The 22916-nt window shown below is 32.1% G+C and carries 18 protein-coding genes; 16 read left to right on the top strand and 2 right to left on the bottom strand.

Annotated elements, in window-relative coordinates; translation table 11 throughout:
- Nucleotides 1-67 precede the first annotated feature (67 nt).
- Nucleotides 68-199, top strand: coding sequence for a hypothetical protein (locus tag P8625_RS00240; protein WP_279651500.1), 132 nt, complete (start codon nucleotides 68-70; stop codon nucleotides 197-199).
- 140 nt (nucleotides 200-339) lie between these two features.
- Here the strand turns inward: P8625_RS00240 and P8625_RS00235 are convergent, their stop codons facing one another.
- Both P8625_RS00235 and P8625_RS00230 read right to left on the bottom strand, forming a co-directional pair.
- The gene (locus P8625_RS00235) at nucleotides 340-702 is read right to left on the bottom strand and encodes a PUR family DNA/RNA-binding protein (protein ID WP_279651499.1); all 363 of its coding nucleotides are present in this window, start codon (nucleotides 700-702) and stop codon (nucleotides 340-342) included.
- Nucleotides 703-786: 84 nt separating this feature from the next.
- Entirely contained in the window at nucleotides 787-2541 is a 1755-nt protein-coding gene (locus P8625_RS00230) for an ABC transporter ATP-binding protein (RefSeq protein WP_279651498.1), read from the bottom strand.
- 153 nt (nucleotides 2542-2694) lie between these two features.
- Here P8625_RS00230 and P8625_RS00225 point away from each other — a divergent pair, with 153 nt between their 5' ends.
- From P8625_RS00225 to P8625_RS00155, 15 genes are all read left to right on the top strand, one after another.
- Nucleotides 2695-3795 (top strand): Glu/Leu/Phe/Val family dehydrogenase, encoded by a 1101-nt coding sequence (locus P8625_RS00225; RefSeq protein ID WP_279651497.1) that lies wholly within the window; start codon nucleotides 2695-2697, stop codon nucleotides 3793-3795.
- A gap of 77 nt (nucleotides 3796-3872) precedes the next feature.
- Nucleotides 3873-4811: a transcription antitermination factor NusB gene (nusB, locus tag P8625_RS00220; RefSeq protein WP_279651496.1), complete on the top strand. Its 939-nt coding sequence runs from the start codon at nucleotides 3873-3875 to the stop codon at nucleotides 4809-4811.
- A gap of 38 nt (nucleotides 4812-4849) precedes the next feature.
- Nucleotides 4850-5317 (top strand): DUF1573 domain-containing protein, encoded by a 468-nt coding sequence (locus P8625_RS00215; protein ID WP_279651495.1) that lies wholly within the window; start codon nucleotides 4850-4852, stop codon nucleotides 5315-5317.
- Complete coding sequence (yajC, locus tag P8625_RS00210) at nucleotides 5317-5637, top strand: preprotein translocase subunit YajC (RefSeq protein WP_279651494.1); 321 nt, start codon at nucleotides 5317-5319, stop codon at nucleotides 5635-5637. The genes P8625_RS00215 and yajC overlap by 1 nt, the downstream gene beginning before the upstream one ends.
- 84 nt (nucleotides 5638-5721) lie before the next feature.
- Nucleotides 5722-6651: a CdaR family protein gene (locus tag P8625_RS00205; protein ID WP_279651493.1), complete on the top strand. Its 930-nt coding sequence runs from the start codon at nucleotides 5722-5724 to the stop codon at nucleotides 6649-6651.
- 1 nt (nucleotide 6652) lies between these two features.
- The gene (gene coaE / locus P8625_RS00200) at nucleotides 6653-7243 is read left to right on the top strand and encodes a dephospho-CoA kinase (RefSeq protein WP_279651492.1); all 591 of its coding nucleotides are present in this window, start codon (nucleotides 6653-6655) and stop codon (nucleotides 7241-7243) included.
- Nucleotides 7244-7352: 109 nt separating this feature from the next.
- Nucleotides 7353-8918: a sensor histidine kinase gene (locus P8625_RS00195; RefSeq protein WP_279651491.1), complete on the top strand. Its 1566-nt coding sequence runs from the start codon at nucleotides 7353-7355 to the stop codon at nucleotides 8916-8918.
- An 11-nt stretch (nucleotides 8919-8929) separates the two neighbouring features.
- Nucleotides 8930-9625: a response regulator transcription factor gene (locus P8625_RS00190; RefSeq protein ID WP_279651490.1), complete on the top strand. Its 696-nt coding sequence runs from the start codon at nucleotides 8930-8932 to the stop codon at nucleotides 9623-9625.
- Nucleotides 9626-9752: 127 nt separating this feature from the next.
- Nucleotides 9753-10649, top strand: coding sequence for an ABC transporter ATP-binding protein (locus tag P8625_RS00185; protein WP_279651489.1), 897 nt, complete (start codon nucleotides 9753-9755; stop codon nucleotides 10647-10649).
- Nucleotides 10650-10658: 9 nt separating this feature from the next.
- The gene (locus P8625_RS00180) at nucleotides 10659-11507 is read left to right on the top strand and encodes an ABC transporter permease (protein ID WP_279651488.1); all 849 of its coding nucleotides are present in this window, start codon (nucleotides 10659-10661) and stop codon (nucleotides 11505-11507) included.
- Nucleotides 11508-11697: 190 nt separating this feature from the next.
- Nucleotides 11698-14415 carry a T9SS type B sorting domain-containing protein gene (locus tag P8625_RS00175; protein WP_279651487.1) on the top strand — a complete coding sequence of 906 codons (2718 nt, stop codon included), beginning with the start codon at nucleotides 11698-11700 and terminating at the stop codon, nucleotides 14413-14415.
- A gap of 10 nt (nucleotides 14416-14425) precedes the next feature.
- The gene (locus tag P8625_RS00170; RefSeq protein WP_279651486.1) at nucleotides 14426-17038 is read left to right on the top strand and encodes a T9SS type B sorting domain-containing protein; all 2613 of its coding nucleotides are present in this window, start codon (nucleotides 14426-14428) and stop codon (nucleotides 17036-17038) included.
- A gap of 79 nt (nucleotides 17039-17117) precedes the next feature.
- Nucleotides 17118-19838: a T9SS type B sorting domain-containing protein gene (locus tag P8625_RS00165; RefSeq protein ID WP_279651485.1), complete on the top strand. Its 2721-nt coding sequence runs from the start codon at nucleotides 17118-17120 to the stop codon at nucleotides 19836-19838.
- 37 nt (nucleotides 19839-19875) lie between these two features.
- The gene (gene uvrB / locus P8625_RS00160; protein WP_279651484.1) at nucleotides 19876-21864 is read left to right on the top strand and encodes an excinuclease ABC subunit UvrB; all 1989 of its coding nucleotides are present in this window, start codon (nucleotides 19876-19878) and stop codon (nucleotides 21862-21864) included.
- A gap of 56 nt (nucleotides 21865-21920) precedes the next feature.
- Nucleotides 21921-22892 (top strand): hypothetical protein, encoded by a 972-nt coding sequence (locus P8625_RS00155; protein ID WP_279651483.1) that lies wholly within the window; start codon nucleotides 21921-21923, stop codon nucleotides 22890-22892.
- Nucleotides 22893-22916: the final 24 nt, after the last annotated feature.

Here is a 22916-nt window from a genome sequence, read left to right as displayed (position 1 = left end):
ACCTACACAACTACCTGAAATTCAGTTTTTTTTTATTATATTTATTCAAATTAAAAACAGCTTGAACATGAAACAGAAATTACTAAGAACAAACCAACACGAAGACAAACTTAACAGCAGGGTAGGAAGAATTTTGACATACAAACAATTAACAGAGTTTACGTCAAAACTATCTAATAAAATAAAATCTGAAGTTTAAAAATAAAAACCACCGATTGTGCTGTGCAACAATAGGCGGTTTTTCGTGTGTAAATTGAATTTGAATTGATTTTTCTTGCACAAACAATCTCTTTACACAAATTTTATTTGTGTTTAGAGGTATGCAATATAATTTTTTGCTTAAATATCTTCGAAAGAAACGTCTGTAAAACTTTCAGCTGACGTTGTTTGTTTTACTGTATTTTCTTCTTTTTTATAGTCTTTTTGATGACGCTCGCTAATTACCTCAGCACCCTTTTCATTTACAATAAAATCTGTTGCTTTATTTAACATTTCTGCAAAATCAGTAAAATCTTCTTTGTATAAGTAAATTTTGTGTTTTTGATAATGAAAAGAACCATCATCATGAGTAAACTTTTTACTCTCTGTTATTGTCAAATAATAGTCATCTGCTTTTGTAGATCTAACATCAAAAAAGTAAGTTCTTCTTCCAGCCCTTAAAACTTGTGAAAAGATTTCTTCTTGTTCTACTCTCTCGCTCATAATTCGCTACTTAAAATAATAGTTGGTTTTACTTAATTTTCCTCAACAAATCTAACAAAATATTTGACTTAACAATACGAAATGTTACATTTCTTTTTCTAAAAGCTGTTGCTCATACAACTCTTTATAATAACCTTCTTTCTTTACTAATTGATTATGAATACCTTGTTGAATAATCTTACCATCATCGAGCACAATGATTTTATCTGCATTTTTCGCTGATGATACTCTATGGCTTATGATAATGGTTGTTTTATCACTAGAAACACGTTCTAAATTCGATAAAATTCTTTCTTCTGTTTCTGTATCTACTGCCGACAAACAGTCGTCAAAAATTAAAATTTTAGGGTTTTTGATAATTGCTCTAGCAATAGAAGTACGCTGTTTTTGACCACCAGATAAGGTGACCCCTCTTTCTCCTAAAATCGTTTGATAGCCCTCTTTAAAATCGATAATATTTTCGTGTATTACTGCATTTTTTGCTGCTTCTACAATTTCTTCCTTAGTAGCATCTTCCTTACCAAATTTTATGTTATTCTCAATCGTATCTGAAAACAGAAAAGGTTCTTGGGGAACAAATCCAATTTGATTTCTTATGTCGTACAGGTTGTATTTTTTAATATCGACACCATCTATTAACACTGTTCCTTCTGTTGTGTCGTATAAACGTGAAACCAAGTTTATTATTGATGACTTTCCGCTTCCTGTTTTTCCTAAAATAGCTAACGTTTCTCCTTTTTCTATTTCAAAGCTCACATTTTTTAGGGCGGTAATATTGGTGTCTTCATAAACTAAAGAAACATTTCTAAAGGCTATACTCCCATCAATCTTTGTCTCTTCTTCATTGTTGTTTTTTATTTCAGGAACCTGCTCTAAAAATTCATTAATTCTTTCTTGAGAAGCTTCTGCTTGTTGTACCATTGAAGTTACCCAGCCAACCACAGCTACTGGCCATGTTAAGATATTCACATACATTACAAAGGCTCCAATTGCTCCAACTTGAATTTCACCATTAATATATAAAGTACCCCCGACATACAATACGATAATATTACTAATTCCTATTAATAAAATCATTAACGGAAAAAACAACGCTTGTACTTTATACAGGTTAATGTTTTTATCTTTACTAGCATCGGCTAACGTATCAAAATTTTTAATGACCGCATTTTCTATGGCATAGGATTTTACCACATTAATACCAGAGAAAAATTCTTGATTAAAAGTAGTTAGCTTAGATAAATACTGCTGAACAACAGTGCTTCGCCTATTGATTTGCTTACTTAAAATAAAAACCGATACCGATAACACAGGAAAAGGTATCATGGTATACAAAGTAAGTTTTGGTGATATCGCATACATTTGCGTAAAACCAACAGCAAAAGAAACCAACATATTTAATGAATACATAATAGCAGGCCCAAAGTACATACGAACTTTAGACACGTCTTCACTAATACGATTCATTAAATCTCCTGTTCTGTTCTGTTTATAAAAGTTGAGTGATAGTTTTTGATATTGTTGGTATATCTCATTTTTTAAGTCAAACTCAATCAATCGAGACATTACTATAATTGTTTGACGCATTAAAAATGTAAAAAAACCTCCTAATAAAGTTACTCCAACGATAAGCAAAATGTTGATTAGAAGTATTTCTTTTACCTCAGACATTTCAGTTATTTTACCCAACTGATAATCTTCAACTACATTTAATGAATTACCAACAAAATTGGGAATTTTTAAGGTTAATATCTTTGATAATACTGTGATTAAAACCCCCAGTAATAACCTCCACTTGTATTTAATAAAGTACTTATTTAAGTATTGTAATGCTTTCAATTTTATCTTATTATAAAAATTAAACCTTATCAAAGCTCTTGTTAAAGATACCTTAATTTAGACCTCTTTTTTTGTTTATGTTTTAACGATTTCCTATTTTTGTTTGCTAATTTTTGAGATTACCTAAATTACCTCAAATTAAAAATAAAACAAATGACATCAGAAATCATTGATACTAAAGACCTTAAAAACGATCCAGTGTTTGGTCAATTGTCTTTCGACAACCACGAGCAAATCGTTTTTTGCAACGACGAAGATACAGGTTTAAAAGCAATTATTGGTATCCATAACACAACTTTAGGACCTGCATTAGGAGGTACGAGAATGTGGCAATACAAAAGCGAATGGGAAGCGTTGAATGACGTGTTGCGTTTATCTCGTGGTATGACGTATAAATCTGCAATTACTGGATTAAAACTCGGTGGTGGTAAAGCAGTTATTATCGGTGATGCCAAAACTCAAAAAAACGACGCTCTAATGCGTAAATTTGGTGAGTTTGTGAATTCTTTAGGCGGAAAATACATTACTGCTGAAGATGTTGGAATGGAAACACGCGACATGGATATTATTCGTGAAGTTACGCCTCACGTAACAGGTGTTTCTGAAAGTATTGGTGGATCTGGAAATCCTTCTCCTGTTACTGCTTATGGAGTTTATATGGGTATGAAAGCGGCGGCTAAATACAAATTCGGAACTGAAAATTTAGAGGGTAAAAAAGTATTAGTTCAAGGTGTTGGTCATGTTGGAGAAACCTTAGTAAAACACATTACCGATGAAGGCGCTCAAGTTATTTTAAACGACATTAACGAAGCTCGATTAGAGGAGTTAAGTAAGAAATATGGCGCTAATGTAGTGCTAGGAAATGATATTTTTGGCTTAGATGTTGATATTTATGCACCATGTGCTTTGGGTGCCACTATTAACGATGAAAGCATTGCTCAATTAAAAGCCAAAGTAATTGCAGGAGCTGCTAATAACCAATTAGCAAACGAGTTAAAACACGGTAAAATGTTAAGAAATAAAGGTATTGCCTATGCTCCTGATTTCTTAATTAATGCTGGTGGTATTATAAACGTATATGCAGAAGTTGAAGGTTATGACAAATCAGAAAGCTTAAAAAGAACTGAAAACATCTACAATACTACTTTAGAAATTTTCAGTTTATCAGATAAAGAGGATATCACAACACATCAAGCTGCCTTTAATATTGCTCAAGCAAGAATTAATGCACGCAAAAAAGAGCAAAATAGCTAGATAAAAAATAAAAAAGTTTTACTTTTGCAGAGCGTTAGAAATAATTTCTATCGCTCTTTTTTTTAAAGTTCTTTAGAATGATTAACAGAAGACATATTCGTGTTAAAGTAATGCAATCAATTTATGCGATACAACAATCGCACAGCGATGATTTAGTAAGGGAGGAAAAATTCTTAAAATACAGCATCCAAAAAATGTACGATTTGTACGTTTTAAACCTTCAATTACTAGTTGAAGTACAAAAGTTAGCTCGTAAAAGAATAGCACTTTCTAAAAAGAAAATACTAGCTACCAAAGAAGAACTGAACCCAAATACAAAATTTATAGATAACAAACTTTTAAATTTACTTAATGAAAGTGTAAGTTTAGAAGGGTATGTTGAGCTTAATAAATTGAATTATTGGGAACTTGATGATGAGTATGTAAAAATCTTATTAGAGGAATTACAAAAAAGTGAATTATACAAGAAGTATATGGACACTGTTGAAGATTCTTACAATGTAGATAAAGCTTTTGTAATTGATTTTTTCAGAGAAATCGTAGCGCCTAATGAAAAATTAGCTGACTATTTTGAAGATAAAATGATTTCTTGGGTAGACGATATTCCATTTGTAAACACTTGGATTTTAAAGTCGTTAAACAAACAAAAAGCCAATAAACCGTTTATTTTAGGTAGCCTGTATAAAGACAATGATGATAAAGCTTTTGTTTCTGATTTGTTTACAAAAACAATGTTGCACCAACACAAGTACGAAGAAGATATTAAAGAAAAAACCCCTAATTGGGAAGCAGACAGAATTGCCGATGTAGATATGATTATCATTAAAATGGCGATTACAGAGTTTTTACACTTCCCTTCTATTCCTAGTAGAGTTACCATTAATGAATACATAGAGTTGGCCAAAGATTACTCTACCAATAAAAGTGGTTACTTTATAAACGGAGTATTAGATAAGTTAGCGAAAGACTACCTAAGTTCTAACAAGATGGTTAAAATAGGTAGAGGATTATTATAATAAATTAGTATTTTTACAGCAAATTAAAAATTTTTACAATGAAAAAAATAGCAGTAGCATTGGCATTTATTGTATCAACAGGAATGTTAATTTCTTGCGAACAAGGAAATGCTTCATCAAAAGTTAAAAAAGAAAATATTGAACAAGCTGAAAAAAGAGACAACTCAATTAGCCAAGGCGCTCCAGTAATTTCTTTTGACAAAGAAGAATTTGACTTTGGAACTGTGAATGAAGGAGATGTTGTTGAAACTACTTTTGTAGTCACCAATACTGGTAAAAGTGATTTAGTAATTACCAATGCCAGAGCTTCTTGCGGCTGTACTGTTCCTAGTTGGCCAAAAGAGCCTATTGCCCCTGGTGAAACAGGAAACATTGAAGTAAAGTTTAACACTAGTGGTAAGCCAAATAAGCAATCTAAAACAATTACCTTAACTACCAATACTGAAAAAGGTAGAGAAATTGTGAAAATTTCGGGTATGGTAACTCCTAAAAAGAAAGACGCCTAATGTTTACAACCATTTTTTTACAAGCGAGCTCACCAGAAGGTTTAATGAATATGCTTCCTTTCGTAGCCATGATTGCTGTTTTTTATTTTTTAATTATTCGTCCGCAAATGAGACGTCAAAAAAAGGAGAAACAATTTCAAACAGAAATTAAAAAAGGAGCTAAAGTAGTTACTACTAGCGGAATACACGGTAAGATTATAGAAATAAACGATACCGACAATACTGTTACTGTTGAAACTGGGGCTGGGAAAATTAAGTTTGAACGCTCTGCCATTTCAATGGAACTGAGTAAAAAGTACCTTACTGAAGCTAAAAAATAATAGCAAATATATTTTTATAAAAAAGTGAGCATGCAAGCTCACTTTTTTGTTTTTTACGTAGATTGCATCTATAAAATTATTTTTTTGAAAACAAAATTAAACATCCCTAAAACTTTCTTTGGCTTTTTAATAGCCTCTATCTTTTTTTGGTTTCTTATCAATTTATCAAAAGAGTATCATACAATAGTTGAGTATGATGTTGAGTATATACACCTTCCGCAACAAAAAAACTTGATCGAAGCTCCTATAAATAAGCTTTATTTAAAACTAAAAAGTAGTGGTTATCAACTGCTAGTTGCAAGTCTTAGTCACAAGCCCATTCAGTTAGACCTTAGAGAGGTTTCAAAAAAATCGGAGAATGATTATTATTTCTTATCCAAAAAAATTGCTGCTAACATACAAGAGCAGTTGAAATCTGGACTTAAATTAGTTCAAATTCAAAATGATACCATTCCGCTAAAAATTGGCACCTTAAAATCTAAGAAAGTCGCTTTAAAACCAAATGTAAACATTACCTTTCAATTAGGATATGATTTCTCTAAACCCATAACTATAACACCTGATAGTGTACTAATTTCGGGAGATGAAACTTATATATCGAAAACTGATTTTCTAAATCTAGAAAATGTTACTTTAAAAAACATATCAAAAAACACAAACATTACCGCTCCTATCATTTTACCTGAAAATATAACGTTAAAATCGAGCCATTCATCTGCTGAAATACGTATTGATGTTGACAAGTTTACCGAAGGAGAAATAGAAGTACCTGTTGTTGTTAAAAATGCTCCTAGGGGAATTAATATTTATCCAAAAAAAGTGAAAGTTATTTATAAAGTTGGATTGCAAAATTTTAATGACGTAACTCCAGATTTATTTGAGGTAGAGTGTGATTATAATCAAATAAAAGATAACGAAGTTAATTACCTTACCCCAAAAGTAAAAGATATACCCAATATGGTTACTTTGGTAAGATTGGTACCCAACAAAATAGATTTTTTAATATACGAATAATATGGTAATAGGTTTAACTGGTGGTATAGGTAGTGGAAAATCTACCATAGTTAAGATGTTTTCGGAATTCAAAAATATTGCTATTTATATTGCAGATGATGAAGCTAAAAAATTAATGAGTACCTCCCCTAAAATAAAAACACAACTTATTGCTAAGTTTGGTAATGAGGTTTTTACAAATGGTGAGTTGAATAAACCCTATTTGGCATCCATCGTTTTTAAAGACAAAGACAAACTGGCGTTACTCAACGCTATTGTGCACCCTATTGTAAAAGAGCATTTACAGAATTTTATTAAAAATAACTATAAAAAAAGTTACATCCTCTATGAAAATGCGATTCTTTTTGAAAACGGAAGTGACGCTTTTTGTGACAAAATTATCACAGTAACTGCCCCCAAAGATGTGAGAATTAATCGGGTTGTAAAAAGAGATAATATTACAGTAGAAGATGTAAAAAACAGAATTAACAATCAGTGGAGTGAAACTAAAAAAATACTACAGTCTAATTACCTAATTGAAAACATATCACTTATAAACGCTCAGAAACAAATCTTTAAAATCCATAATAATTTAACAAAAAACTTTATCTAATTTGCATTTTGTTATTTTTTTTAGTTAAAAAAGTCTTAATTTTATAGTAACTTTGTTAATCTAAGTTAAAACATTACCCCCCTAAATTTTATTAATTTATTTTTGAATAATGGGTAAGAAAATTTTTATTCTCATTGTTGTTTTAATGAGTATTTCTTTAATAGGTATTATTTCTGTTCAGGTATACTGGATTAAAGATGCTATAAAAAACAAACAGCAGCAGTTTAAAAACAATGTAACAATTGCTTTGGCTCGCACCTCTGAAAGTATTAAAGAAAGAGAGCACCAAGAATTTTTACAGAATTACCAAGAGTTCTTTGAAAATAATAAGTTAAGAACCGACGCTGAAATAACAACGTTTCTCTTCCAACAAGTAGATACCGTTAGTAAGAAAAAATTTACGTTTGGTAATACTATTCTGGCTGAAAGCATAAAAATTCCTAATGAATTTATAGATAATGACTCTATCGTTATCAAACGATATTCTGGCAAGGAAGATATTTATTTTTCAAGGATAATAAAATCAGAAAACAAAGATTTTAAAGATTTTTTAAGTGAAAATCGCTACTCTGTTTATAGAAAATACGACAACTTAAACAACGAGGTTATGGAGCGTGCTTTTAGAGAAAGTAAGCGAATATATCCTATTAACCAACGTATTAGCAACCAAGAATTAAACAGTACACTTAAAGAAGAACTTGCAAAAATGAGTATTAATCAAGACTTTAAGTACGTTGTGTATGAAGACGGACTAGCAACACAATTAAAGTCAGGGTATTTTAATATTCAACCAGAAGATGTTAATTATCCGCTACTCGAAGATGAAAACGGAAATAGTAAGTACAAACTATACATAAAGTTTCCAAACGAGAAAAAAAATCTACTTTCAGGTATGATGAAAGTGTTAATGCTTTCTTTATTTTTTATCGGAATCATTATTGCAGCTTTTTCTACCTCACTATATCAGCTAATTCGTCAAAAGAAAATATCTGAAATTAAAACAGATTTTATAAATAACATGACGCATGAATTTAAAACCCCTATTGCTACTATTAATTTGGCACTAGATGCTATTAAAAATCCGAAAATTATATCTGATGAAGAAAAGGTAAAGCGTTATGTTCAGATGATTCGAGACGAGAACAAACGTATGCATGGGCAAGTAGAAAATGTTCTACGAATTTCAAGATTAGAAAAAAATCAACTAGAAATAAGTAAGGATGCAGTAGACATGCACGACATAATAGAAGAAGCGATCGAACATATTCAATTATTAACGAATGATAGGCAAGGAAGCGTAACAACACATTTTGAAGCAATTTCAACAGAAGTACTAGGAAATCAATTTCACTTAACCAATGTAGTAGTAAATATGTTAGAAAATGCATTGAAATATTCAGAGAATACACCAAAGATCGATGTATTTACTGAAAACACAAATAACTATTTTATACTTAAGATAAAAGATGAAGGCATAGGAATGAGTAGAAACGCTCAAAAATATGTATTTGATAAGTTTTACAGAGAACATAAAGGAAACATACACAATGTAAAAGGGCATGGTTTAGGCTTAGCCTATGTAAAAGAAATTATAGACAATCATCAAGGCACTGTTTACGTTGAAAGTGAAAAAAATAAAGGAAGCACATTTATAGTTAAATTACCATTAATATAAAAAATGAAGGAATGGGAAGCAAAAAAATATTATTAGTAGAAGACGATCCTAATTTTGGGACAGTATTGAAAGATTATCTAGCATTGAACGATTATAACGTTACACATGCTAAAGATGGAATAGATGGTTTAATTATGTTTAAGAATGCAGAATACGACTTGTGCATACTCGATGTAATGATGCCTCGTAAGGATGGTTTTTCTTTGGCAGAAGATATTAGAGCGACCAATAAAGAAATTCCGATTATTTTCTTAACAGCGAAAACATTAAAAGAAGACGTTTTAAGAGGGTATCAAGTGGGAGCTGATGATTACCTAAACAAACCCTTTGATTCTGAAGTGTTGTTACACAAAATTAAAGCTATTTTACAACGCAAAGAAAAAGAAAACACAAACGAGAGTGATGAGTTCGAATTTAAAATCGGGGGATTTGATTTTAACTCAAAATTACGCCATCTCTCATACAAAGGTGGTGAACCACAAAAGCTATCACCTAAAGAAAGTAAATTATTGCGAATGCTAGCAATTCATAAAAATGATTTAATGCCACGTGAATTAGCATTAACAAAAATATGGAGAGATGATAATTATTTTACCTCTCGTAGTATGGACGTTTACATTGCCAAACTTCGTAAATATTTAAAAAGCGATGAAAATGTTGAAATTTTAAATATTCATGGCGAAGGTTTTAGGTTGGTAGAAAATTAAGTGACTATGATATGCTAACTATAAGGTAAAGACTTCTTGGGTTCGAGAAGTCTTTTTCTTTTTTATACATTGTAACAATAATTTATATCAATCGTCAAATACTTATAATCAACAAAAACCAAAACGCTTGGAAACAATTTTATCTATTCGAAACCTCGATAAAAAATATGGAAAAGTTCATGCGGTAAACAACCTTTCTTTTGATATTCAAAAAGGAAATGTTTATGGTATACTAGGTCCTAACGGAAGTGGAAAATCTACCACTTTAGGAATCATTTTAAATGTAGTAAATAAAACCTCTGGAAACTTTAGTTGGTTCGACGGAGCTATATCTACCCATGAAGCCTTAAAAAAAGTAGGAGCCATTATAGAACGCCCTAACTTTTACCCTTATATGAGTGCTACCCAAAACTTACAACTCATTTGTAAAATAAAAGGTGTATCGTACGATAAAATAGAAGAAAAACTTAAAATCGTAAACCTTTACGATCGCAGAAATAGTAAATTTAAAACCTACTCTTTGGGTATGAAACAACGTTTAGCGATTGCATCTGCCTTATTAAATGACCCTGAAATTTTAATCTTAGACGAGCCAACCAACGGCTTAGACCCACAAGGTATTCATGAAATTCGTCAAATAATTAAAGGAATTGCTAAAAACGGAACTACCATTTTACTAGCTTCTCACCTACTCGACGAAGTTGAAAAGGTATGCTCTCATGTTGTTGTGATTAGAAAAGGTATTAAACTATACAGCGGTAGAGTTGATGAAATGACTGCTTCTAATGGCTACTTTGAACTTCAAGCAAATGACACGAAAACACTTGTTCAGCTTTTAGAAAAGCACGCTTCTATCGAAACTATTAAAGAAGAAAACGGAGTTTTAATTGCCAGTCTAGCCTCAGAATTATCTTCAACAGAGATTAACAAATACCTCTTTGATAATGGCGTATTACTTTCTCATTTAGTAAAACGCAAACCTAGTTTAGAGCAACAATTCTTAGACCTAACCAACAACCAATAAAACTTCACCATGTTACGACTTTTAACTATAGAAATTCATAAATTAAAATATAACAGAGCTAGTAAAGTTTTGTCAATTATTTACTTCGCATTATTAACTTCAATTGCCTTAATTGCTGCCATTAAATTTGACATTGGTCCTATTAAGTTTCATTTAGCTGAGCAAGGTATTTTTAATTTCCCTTATATCTGGCATTTCAACACCTATATGGCTGCTATTTTTAAATTTTTCTTATTGTTGGTGATTGTTTCTATGATGTCTAATGAATATAGCTATAAAACACTAAAGCAAAACCTAATTGATGGACTTAGCAAAAAAGAATTTATTCTTTCTAAGTTTTACACAGTAATCGCTTTTGCACTTATCTCTACTCTTTTTGTTTTTATTGTATCATTAATTCTTGGAGCTATTTATTCTGATTTTAATGAAATATCAATTATATTTTCAGACCTAGACTATTTAGTTGCTTTTTTTGTTAAACTTTTAGGTTTTTTCTCGTTCGGATTGTTTTTAGGAATTTTAATAAAACGTTCAGCATTTGCTGTAGCAGCTATGATTGTATGGTTTATTATTGAAAGTATTGTAAAAGGTTACTTATATTGGACTTTTAGAAGTGCAAAAAGTGGAGCTGATGAGGCTGTAAATTCAATTATGCAATTCTTCCCTCTAGAAGCTATGTCGAACTTGATAAAAGAACCTTTCTCTAGGTTGGGAGCTGTAAAATCCGTAGCCAATCAAATAGGAGAAAATTTCACAAAAGATTATTCAGTAGGCATCTTAAATATCGTTATTGTCTTGGTATGGACAGCTATTTTTATCTATTCGTCATACGCTTTATTAAAAAAACGGGATTTATAATAGGGTTTTATGTAACTTAGTTGTTTTATTTATGTAAGAACTTTATTGAGATGAAAAAACAACTATTGCTGGTTTTTTTGTACTGACTTCTATTTCTATTTACAGCCAAAAAGAAGCTAATTTTTGGTATTTTGGAAGAAATGCAGGTCTCGATTTTAACTCTGGGAGTCCAGTCGCATTACAAAACGGAATGCTTAATACTGATGAAGGATGCTCTAGCATTTCTGATGAAAACGGGAACTTACTGTTTTATTCTGACGGAATAAATGTTTGGACAAAAAACCACGAGCTCATGCGTTATTCTAACGGTGTTTTAGCAAATAATTTAGAAGGTAACCCGTCAAGTTCACAATCTGGATTAATTGTTCCAAACCCTGAAGATAAAAACTTATACTATATTTTTACAGTAGGTACCGAATATATTGGTGCTGGAAGTGGTTACCCAAGAAATCCGGGGTTTAAATTTTATACTATAGATATTTCTCAAGGAAATGGAGGTGAAATCATAGCAGGACCTATAGACTTAGCTGGTAATTTGAGTGAATTTTGGTCTGAAAAAGTAACCGCAGTACAAGGAAAGAATTGTTCTGAAATTTGGATTTTATCTATTGCAGAAAATACATTTTATACTTATAAAATTGATAAAAACGGAGTAGATACCAGCCCCGTAATTTCTTCCTCTAACTATCCTCTCAAAGATAAAAGAGGATACTTAAAAGCATCTCCCGACGGCACCAAAGTTGCGATGGCCGACTTTACCGCTGGTCAAAATTTTTTAGGTGACGGACGTTTGGTTTTGTACAATTTTGATAACACTTCAGGAAAAATTACCTCATCAGGAATTACACTAACCACCCCCTCAACAGACGGTGTGCCGTATGGTGTAGAATTTTCTCAAACATCGTCAAAATTATACGTATCTACACTTAAACTACCTACGAGTTTTAGTATCTTTCAGTATAACTTGTTAGAAAGTAATATTTCGCAGACAAAAACCTTAGTACATCAAGAAGGAGGCTATAGAGGTGCTTTACAATTGGGGCCTGATGGAAGAATCTATGCTTCTATTCCTGGTAGAAACTATTTAGGAGCGATAGAAAACCCAGAAGAAAATGCAAATGATGTACAATTTACCTCAAATGCTGTTAACCTAGGTGGTGCCATTTCTTCACAAGGACTCCCACCCTTTATTCAATCGTTTTTTGCTCCTGTAAAGTTAATTGATGTAGCTACTGGTGAAGTTTTAAACAATAACAATCAAATATTTTGCATTGGAAGTAGCTATGAAATTCAGCCACAAAAAAATGAGCCTAATGATACTTACACATGGTTTAAAGATGGAGTTGAAATAGCAAAAACAAGAACGTTAACCATCGACAATGATAACTATGGAAGTGGTACGTATGAAATAAACATAGATTCAGGTTCAGAATGTAAAAAAACATATGTAGGTACGATACAAGTCTCTTTTGAACCAAAACCTACTATCAACAAAATACCTCCTTACATTCAATGCGATTTTGACAGCAATCCAATTGATGGGTTCACTTCCTTTAATTTAGAAACACTAGAACCTTCACTAGTCGACAATCTATCTGAGATTTCTATCGATTTTTTTGAAACCACAGACACTAACTTTACCGCTCCACTTAATAAAACGAATTATACCAATTCAGTAGCTAAAAACCACTCTGTAACAGTAAAGATTACGAACAACACTACGCTTTGCTATGAAACTGAAATCATTGACTTACAGGTAAATCCTACAGGATTAACTTCTTATACCGATGAATATCTTTGCGAATTAGACGAAAATGCATCTATTCCTAATGCCCAATTTAGCATTGGTACTGGCAATAGTTTTTTTGATTTTTCTTTAAAAACACAACAAATAATTAATAACTCTGGAGGAGTCTTATCAGAAGTCACTCATGATTTTGAATATTATCGAACTGCTAGTGATGCTTCCTTACAAACAAATCAAATTCTACCTCCCTACGAAGACGATTTATTTACAAATAATGCTACTGTTTTTGTTAGAATTTCAAATAAAGGAGAAACATCATGCGAAGCAGTGGGTAATTTTAAAATTTTTGTAGAAGAAATTCCTGTACCACAAGGAAACCTTAACGACACTATTTTATGTGTCGACAACCCAAGACTTAGCCCCCAACCACAAACAATTCCATTAAATGCAGACACCGGAAATCCAACCGACTCTTATAAATGGTATATTAACGGAAATTTAATCGCTGGAGAAACATCCGCAATTTACAATGCAAATACTGAAGGAGAATACAAAGTAGAAGCCTATAGGAAGTACCCAAACATTGCTGAACTTTGCGTAGGTTATAATACATTTTATGTAAAAGAATCGAACCAAGCATTAATTGTGAATTTAGAATCTGTCGACGATCAAGACAACCCTAATAATAACAAAATTAAAATTGTAGTAGACGGTTTAGGAGATTATGAGTACGCCTTAAATAGTACTAATCTTAGTGATTTTGTAAAAGGTAGTGAGAACCTCTCGTACACTTTTACCGATATTCCACCAGGACTAAACACCATTTCTATTAGAGATCGTAATGGCTGTGGAATAGCTACTTCAAATCAAATTTCAACCATTTATTTCCAACGCCATTTTACCCCTAACGGAGACGGACATTTTGACACATGGAAGGTACTAGGAGTTGATAATGAGTATTATGATGTAGTTAGAGTTAAAATTTTTAACCGTTTTGGAAAACTCATCAATGAAATTACCGATAAAAACCACCCAGGTTGGGACGGGGTTTATAATGGTGCTATACTTCCTTCTAATGATTATTGGTACAACGCTGAGTTAATTGATTCTAATGGAAAAGTGAGAAAAAAGACAGGGCATTTTTCTTTATTAAGAAAATAAATTACACACTATGAAAAAGTTTATTGTACTAAGTTTATTGTTTGCTTGTGCATCAGTATTCTCTCAAAATGATTGTTCCGACGCTATTGTGGTATGTGGTAATAGTGGTTTTCAAAACTTAAATGCTACGGGAGTAGGGATTCAAGAACTTTCAGGTTCTAATACCTGTTCTAGTCAAGAAAACAATAGTTTGTGGATTAAAATTAAAATTGATAAAGGAGGAACATTAGATTTCACCTTAACTCCAACGAATCCCGATGGTAGTCATAATACTGATATTAACATCGATTTTGATTTTTTTATATTTGGTCCAAATGTAAACTGTGGAAACATAGGGCAAGCCATTCGATGCTCAACAACAAACCCAGCAGCAAGTAACCAAGGAAATAACTTAACAGGTATTAGAGCATCTGAAACAGATATATCTGAAGGTCCAGGACCACAAGGTAATAGTTTTGTACGTTCTTTGAATGTTAACGATAATGACTCTTATTTTCTAGTTATTGATAGGCCTATAGGAAGCAGTAGTTTTAAAATTGATTGGACTGGAAGCGCTACTTTTAACAATCCTCCTACAATCAATCCTCCTACAATTGGTCAATCGTACGACTTGGAAGAATGTGATAATGATGGTACTTTCGATAACAGTACAAATTTTGACCTTACTACCAATACTATACCAATATTAAACGGTCAAACAGATATTAAAATCAGCTATCATTTGAGTGATAATGATGCGCAAACTAACACAAATGCTATTACAAATCCAAACAGCTTTAAAAACACAAGTAATCCTCAAAAAATATTTATACGGTTAACAAATATAAATTCTGAATGTTTCTCTGTAACCGATTTCAATGTTACTGTAAATAATAATATAAACATTACTCAACCTACTAATTACACTGTCTGTGACGATATAAATAGTGGAAGTAACACCGATGGTTTCTATAGTTCTTTTCTATTATCGTCTAAAGACAATGAAATTTTAGGAGTATTAGATCCAAGTACACATACAGTGAATTATTATTTGAGCCTTACAGATGCTCAAAATGACATAAACCCTATAAACAAAAACACTTTTTTTACAAATACTAAAAAAGACTCTCAAGAAATTTTTATTAGAGTTCAGAATAACTTCAGTTGCTTAAATACTGCTACTAGTTTTAATTTAGAAATAAATCCTATTCCTGATTTTGTTACAATACAACCGTATCAACAATGTGACTTTGATAGCAATCCTACTGACGGAATTACCATATTTAATTTACAAAGTAAAGAAGCAGAAATATCAAATAACAACACAAATGTAACAGTACTGTTTTTTGAAAGTCAAACTAACTTAAATAATAACTCACCCATAACATCACCCGAAAACTACACTAATACAATCTCATTTAACCAAAAGTTATTTGTAAAAATTATAAATAACTCAACGCAGTGTTTTAACACAGGAAGCTTAGATTTAATTGTAAACTCCTCTGGATTAGGTACATTTGATGACATCTACTCATGTGAATTAGACAGTAATGCGTCAAACCCAAATGCTACTCAAAGTATAGGGAGTCAAAATACTTTTTTTGATTTTAACATAAAAAGAGAGGATATTATTACAAAATCTAATGGAGCTTTAACAACCGCTACACATTCTATTGAATTTTATAGAACAGCAAACGATGCTTCTCTGCAAACAAACAAAATTCTACCTCCATACGAAAACAATTTATTTACCGACAACTCAGAAATATTTGTAAGAATTATATCAAAAACCAATAACGCTTGTGAAAGTGTAGGTAAGTTTAACCTTCAGGTTGAAAGCCTTCCTATACCTCAAGGCAATTTAAATGATATTATTTTATGTGTCGATAACCCAAGACTTAACCCCCAACCACAAACAATTCCATTAAATGCAGACACTGGAAATCCAACCGACTCTTATAAATGGTATGTAAACGGAAATTTAATCACTGGAGAAACATCCGCAATTTACAATGCTAATAGTGAAGCAGAATACAAAGTAGAAGCCTATAGGAAATACCCAAACATTGCTGAACTTTGCGTAGGTTATAATACATTTTATGTAAAAGAATCGAACCAAGCATTAATTGTAAATTTAGAATCTGTCGATGATCAAGACAACCCCAATAATAACAAAATTAAAATTGTAGTAGACGGTTTAGGAGATTATGAGTACGCCTTAAATAGTACTAATCTTAGTGATTTTGTAAAAGGTAGTGAAAACCTCTCGTACACTTTTACCGATATTCCACCAGGACTAAACACCATTTCTATTAGAGACCGTAATGGTTGTGGAATTGCTACTTCAAATCAAATTTCAACCATTTATTTCCAACGCCATTTTACCCCTAACGGAGACGGATATTTTGATACATGGAAGGTACTAGGAGTTGATAATGAGTATTATGATGTAGTTAGAGTTCAAATTTTTAACCGTTTTGGAAAACTCATCAATGAAATTACCGACAAAAACCATCCTGGTTGGGATGGGGTTTATAATGGTGCTATACTTCCTTCTAATGATTATTGGTATAATGCTGAATTGATAGATAATGACGGAAAAGTGAGAAAAAAAACAGGGCATTTTTCTTTATTAAGAAAATGACTTCTTTAAGTTAGTATAAGTTAACCTGTGAATACAATATTTTTTAGTATATTACATGCTAGTCAATAATTTGTTAGCTATGAATAAATTACTAGTACTCTTTTTGTTTTTATATTCCTTGTTTTGTTTTTCACAAAATGAAACCAATCATTGGTTTTTTGGTGACAAAGCTGGTCTTAATTTTAGTTATGGTGGAATTAATGTTACCAACACAAGCCAAATGGAAACACCAGCTGGCTGTACTTCAATTTCAGACACCAATGGAAATCTTTTATTCTATTCTGATGGAAAAACTATTTGGAATAGAAACCATGAAGTTATGGAAGGTGGTACTGATTTAGGTGATAAGAAAGAATTGTTCCAAAATTCAATTATAATCCCAAAACCAAATTCAACAGAGATCTATTATTTACTTTATATGAAGAGTACACTTCCTTCTGGAACTTTTGCTCTTTTTCTTGCTGAAATTGAAATCTCTTCAAGTTATCCGAATGGTATTGTAAAACGCAGGAATTCATTGCTTAAAAGTTTAACTACTGAAAGAATTACCGCTGTACACCATAAAAATGGAAAATCTATTTGGGTAATCACTTTGAATAAAAGCGGAGCAATCACCTCTCCAATAACTAATATTTCTGCTTTTGAAATTGATGAAACTGGTGTTGTAAGACCTCCTAAAAACAATACTATCCAAGAAGATTCAATCGATAAAATAGGAGCTATGAAAATATCACCCGATGGAAGTAAGCTTGCTATTTCTGATTATAACAACTCTTTTATTTATGTGTACAACTTTGACACCTCTTCTGGGAATGTCAGTTTTAACACTAGAATTTTTACTGATATCGCACTTCTTTCTCCTACATATCCGTATGGATTAGGTTTCTCTCCGAATTCCAAAATTTTATATTACACCGCAAGACAAAGAACTGATTCTAGTATCTTAGTCCAGTACTTTTTCGACAATCCTTTTCCTTCAAATCCATTATTTTCTGAGAAAACCCCCATTTTTGTTTCTTACGATTACTCTTTTGGGGCATTACAATTAGCAAATAACGGCAAAGTTTATGTAGCTATGTATACTAAAGACGATCCTATAGACGAAATCAATGGGTTATCTCCTGTTCAGAATATTGGTTTTATTGATTCGCCAGACCAATATAAATTAGACTGTGATTATAACCATATGGCCATTCAACTCGATCCTGGGCTATCTATAAAAGGACTTCCTAGCTTTATTCAATCCTATTTTAGAAATAGAATTCTTACTGAAGATCAGTGTGTTTTTGATACATTCAATTTTTCTCTAGATTCTTACGCTCCAATAAATAGTGTTACTTGGGAATTTGGAGACGGAAGTATAAGTAATGAAATGAGTCCTGAATATGCATACACTACTGCAGGAGAATACACAGTTACCGCCACTATAAATATTAACAACAAAGATGTAAAACTTTATAAAAAAGTTACCGTTTTTCCACTACCTAAACTAATCCCCAATCAAGAAATTGTTCAATGCGACGATGATAATGACGGAGTAAATTTATTTAATCTAAATGCTATTGGAGATAAAATATCAACAGATGATACACTTACATATGAATTTTATACGAATTTAGCTGATGCAGAAAATAATACCAATCAAATACAAGACCCTGAAAACTTCTACAATGAGAGTAACCCACAAACTATATACACCAGAGCTACCTCATTAAATGGTTGTTCTAATATCGAAAGTTTTTCTATAGAAGCTTTGTTTAGACCTGCACTTACAATTCCGCCAATAACAGCTTGTAAAGATGTTGAAAGTAGTGTAAACGAAGATGTAGGTTTTTTTGATTTAAGGGTAAAAAGGAGTCAAATAGTGAACAATTTGGGTTTAAGTAAACTTGAAAAGATATCCTTTTTTGCATCATTCACAGATGCACAAAAATCTATCAACATCCTTCCTTATGAGTATATATCTAACTCTACTACCATTTGGGTAAAAATAGAAAATGAAAATGGTTGTTTTGGTATATCTCCTATCGAATTAATCGTAAACTCTCCTCAAATAAATTTAGAAGACAATTATACTATCTGCATCAGTCCTTCTGACCACCCTCCTATTACTTTAACTGCTGATTCTTCTTATGATAGATTCGAATGGAAAGATGAAAACAATACTACTATAGCTACAAGTAATAGTTTTGCACTAACAAAAGCTGGTACATTCTCACTAACTATTTTTAAGACGATAAATGGAGTAGAGTGTTCAACCTCTAAAAGTTTCACTGTTAATTATCCTCCACCTCCTAAAATTTTAAATGTTGATGTTACTGTGCAAAGTGAAACTGAAAATATTGTTTATGTTAGTGTAAACGGTGATAGTAACTATGAGTTTTCTTTAGATGACACTACATATTTTGGTAACGGAGCTTCACATTCCTTCTACAATGTACAACCTGGTATTGCTACTATATATATTAAAGACCTTAACAAGTGTGAACCCTCCATAACAGCATCGGCTAGTATTATCGGATACCCTAAATTTTTAACTCCAAATTCCGATGGTTTTAATGACTATTGGAAGGTATATGGTGTGAGTACTAATTTCTTTAAAGAAATTGATATCAAAATATTCAATCGTTTTGGTAAAGTCGTTTATGTGATAAATGATAAAAATTCAGATCTCGGATGGGATGGCACCTATAACAACATTCAACTACCTACTAACGATTATTGGTTTCATGCAAAGCTTAAAGATCTTAATGACAATACCATAGATAAAAAAGGTCATTTTACCCTCAAAAGAAATTAAAATTCATTACCTAAATAACTATGCGTATTTTTGTTGAATGAACTTTGAATTACACTCTGAATTTAAACCTACTGGCGATCAACCCCAAGCCATTAAACAACTTTCAAACGGAATTCTAACCGACGAAAGATACCAAACCCTATTAGGAGTTACTGGTTCTGGTAAAACGTTTTCAGTAGCCAATGTAGTAGCTGAAGTCAACCGTCCAACCTTAGTGCTGGCACATAACAAAACGCTGGCTGCTCAATTGTATTCTGAGTTCAAACAGTTCTTTCCTAATAATGCTGTGGAGTATTTTGTTTCGTACTATGACTACTATCAACCCGAAGCCTATATTCCTGTTACTGGAACGTATATTGAAAAAGATTTATCTATCAACGATGAAATAGAACGCTTACGAATTAGCACCTCCTCTTCCCTACTTTCAGGACGTAGAGACGTGTTAGTAGTCGCCTCAGTTTCGTGTTTATACGGTATTGGAAATCCAACAGAATTCAAAAAGAATGTCATTACCATTGAAGTCGACCAGCAAATTTCTCGCACAAAATTTTTACACCGATTAGTAACTAGTTTATATGCACGTACCGAAGTAGAGATAAAAAGCGGTACCTTTAAAGTAAAAGGAGATGTCGTTACCATCTATCCTTCTTATGGAGAAAATGGCTATAGAATTCATTTTTTTGGAGATGAAATCGAAGAAATTGAAACTTTCGATATTGAAACTAACGAAGTGATTGCGCGGTTAAAAAAACTCAATATTTATCCTGCTAACCTATTTGTAACCTCTCCTGATATCTTACAAAATGCCATACATCAAATTCAGGATGATATGGTAAAACAAGTAGCTTATTTTAAGGAAATCGGAAAGCATTTAGAAGCAAAACGCTTGCAAGAACGGACCGAATTCGATTTAGAAATGATTCGGGAATTAGGATACTGCTCAGGAATTGAAAACTATTCTCGTTATTTAGACGGACGAGAAGCGGGTACACGACCTTTCTGCTTGTTAGATTACTTTCCTGAAGACTACCTAATGGTAATTGATGAAAGTCACGTTACCATACCGCAAGTACATGCCATGTATGGCGGAGACAGAAGTCGAAAAGAAAACTTGGTAGAATACGGATTCCGATTGCCTGCGGCTATGGATAACCGTCCGTTAAAATTTGAAGAATTTGAAGCCTTGCAAAATCAAGTGATTTATGTTTCGGCAACTCCTGCAGATTACGAATTACAAAAAACCGAAGGCTTGTTTGTAGAGCAAGTCATTCGACCTACTGGATTGTTAGATCCAGAAATCGAAGTCCGCCCTAGCTTAAATCAGATTGATGATTTAATTGAAGAAATTCAAATTCGTGTAGAAAAAGACGAACGTACTTTAGTTACTACCTTAACCAAACGTATGGCAGAAGAATTGGCAAAATACTTAACCCGAATTCAAGTACGCTGCCGTTATATTCACTCTGACGTAGATACCTTAGAACGTGTAGAAATTATGCAAGACTTGCGTAAAGGTTTATTTGATGTGTTGATTGGAGTAAACCTACTTCGTGAGGGCTTAGACCTTCCAGAAGTATCGTTAGTAGCTATTTTAGATGCCGATAAAGAAGGTTTTTTACGTTCACACCGCTCATTAACACAAACGGTAGGTCGTGCTGCTCGTAACGTGCATGGAAAAGCCATTATGTATGCGGATAAAATTACCAACAGTATGCAACTCACCATTGACGAAACCAACCGCAGACGTGAAAAGCAGATTCAGTATAATACGGCTCACGGAATTACGCCCAAACAAATCAATAAAAAGATAGACAATACCTTGTCTAAAAACGCAATTACCTCGTATCATTACGATAATGCCACTCAAAAGGCTGCGGAACAAGATTTGGAATACCTACCCAAACAAGAAATAGAAAAACGCATACGTACCAAGCGTAAACAAATGGAAGAAGCTGCCAAAGCATTGGACTTTTTAGTAGCGGCACAATTGCGTGATGAAATAGAGGTTTTAAAAGGAAATTTATAAATTTTTTCATTAAATTGCATCTCTTTACACAAATTGCTAACTATATCTAAGTACACATGAAATTCAAACTTGTTTTCGCACTATTTTTTATAATAGGAAATCTTTTTTCACAAGCAAAATTTGAAAAAGGTTATTACCTAACCATGGAAGGTAATAAAGTAGATTGTCTAATTAAGAATGAAGATTGGATAAATATACCTTCATCTATTGACTATAAGATTCATGAAAATTCTAAAGTTAATACTATTCACAAAAAATCACTAAAAAAGGTTTTTATCAATCAAAAAATTCATTTAGAAAAACATCTAGTAAAAGTAAATCGCTATAACGGCGACCTAAATAATCTAGACAAATCAAGAACATCTAAGTTTGAAGAAGAAGAGTTGCTCCTTAAGGTTTTAGTTGAAGGTAAAGCAAACTTATACAAATACAACTCTGGGGGCGTAGATTATTTTTTCTATAAGAAAAAAGACTCTAAAATTCTTCCGTTAGAATTCAAACTTTATAAAACAAAAAAAAATACTCTTGGTAAAAACCTAAATTACCAAAAAACACTAAGAGAAGAGCTTGACTGTAACGATACTAACTTAAAATCCAATATTACCTACAATGAAAAAAACTTAGTAGATTACTTTACAAAATATAATTCTTGTCATAACTCTTTAAAAACTGTTTACAGCCAAACATCTAAAAAAGGCAAGTTAAATATTTATGCAAAGTTTAGCATAGGTATCTCTAAATCAAGTAATTCATTTTCTGCTAGTTTGAATTCATACTTTGACCCCAAAATCGCCTACAAAATAGGTACTGAAATTGAATATGTTTTTCCTTTTAATAACAATAAATGGTCACTCTTTACAGAGCCCACTTATCAATCTTATAATGATGAAAAAACATTTTTAACGGGATATAAAGAAGTCGTAGTTCCTAGTTCAGGCACTATAGTGAATCAACCCATTTACACTGAAGGAAAAATTGAATATAATTCTATTGAACTACCTATTGGGGGTAGGCATTATTTTTTTTAAATCAAAAAAATAAACTTTTTCTAA

This window comes from Tenacibaculum tangerinum (assembly GCF_029853675.1).
GTDB classification, from domain to species: domain Bacteria; phylum Bacteroidota; class Bacteroidia; order Flavobacteriales; family Flavobacteriaceae; genus Polaribacter; species Polaribacter tangerinum_A.
The sequence above is the reverse complement of the archived record's forward strand: the minus strand, read 5'-3'. Positions and strand labels throughout refer to the sequence as shown.

Excerpts from the sequence above, each read along its gene's own strand:
- coaE (WP_279651492.1), top strand. The coding sequence starts at position 6,653 with ATGGTAATAGGTTTAACTGGTGGTATAGGTAGTGGAAAATCTACCATA.
- P8625_RS00235 (WP_279651499.1), bottom strand. The coding sequence starts at position 702 with ATGAGCGAGAGAGTAGAACAAGAAGAAATCTTTTCACAAGTTTTAAGG.
- P8625_RS00170 (WP_279651486.1), top strand. The coding sequence starts at position 14,426 with ATGAAAAAGTTTATTGTACTAAGTTTATTGTTTGCTTGTGCATCAGTA.
- P8625_RS00240 (WP_279651500.1), top strand. The coding sequence starts at position 68 with ATGAAACAGAAATTACTAAGAACAAACCAACACGAAGACAAACTTAAC.
- P8625_RS00190 (WP_279651490.1), top strand. The coding sequence starts at position 8,930 with ATGGGAAGCAAAAAAATATTATTAGTAGAAGACGATCCTAATTTTGGG.
- P8625_RS00165 (WP_279651485.1), top strand. The coding sequence starts at position 17,118 with ATGAATAAATTACTAGTACTCTTTTTGTTTTTATATTCCTTGTTTTGT.
- P8625_RS00175 (WP_279651487.1), top strand. The coding sequence starts at position 11,698 with ATGCTTAATACTGATGAAGGATGCTCTAGCATTTCTGATGAAAACGGG.
- P8625_RS00180 (WP_279651488.1), top strand. The coding sequence starts at position 10,659 with ATGTTACGACTTTTAACTATAGAAATTCATAAATTAAAATATAACAGA.
- P8625_RS00195 (WP_279651491.1), top strand. The coding sequence starts at position 7,353 with ATGGGTAAGAAAATTTTTATTCTCATTGTTGTTTTAATGAGTATTTCT.
- P8625_RS00155 (WP_279651483.1), top strand. The coding sequence starts at position 21,921 with ATGAAATTCAAACTTGTTTTCGCACTATTTTTTATAATAGGAAATCTT.
- P8625_RS00225 (WP_279651497.1), top strand. The coding sequence starts at position 2,695 with ATGACATCAGAAATCATTGATACTAAAGACCTTAAAAACGATCCAGTG.
- yajC (WP_279651494.1), top strand. The coding sequence starts at position 5,317 with ATGTTTACAACCATTTTTTTACAAGCGAGCTCACCAGAAGGTTTAATG.
- nusB (WP_279651496.1), top strand. The coding sequence starts at position 3,873 with ATGATTAACAGAAGACATATTCGTGTTAAAGTAATGCAATCAATTTAT.
- uvrB (WP_279651484.1), top strand. The coding sequence starts at position 19,876 with ATGAACTTTGAATTACACTCTGAATTTAAACCTACTGGCGATCAACCC.
- P8625_RS00215 (WP_279651495.1), top strand. The coding sequence starts at position 4,850 with ATGAAAAAAATAGCAGTAGCATTGGCATTTATTGTATCAACAGGAATG.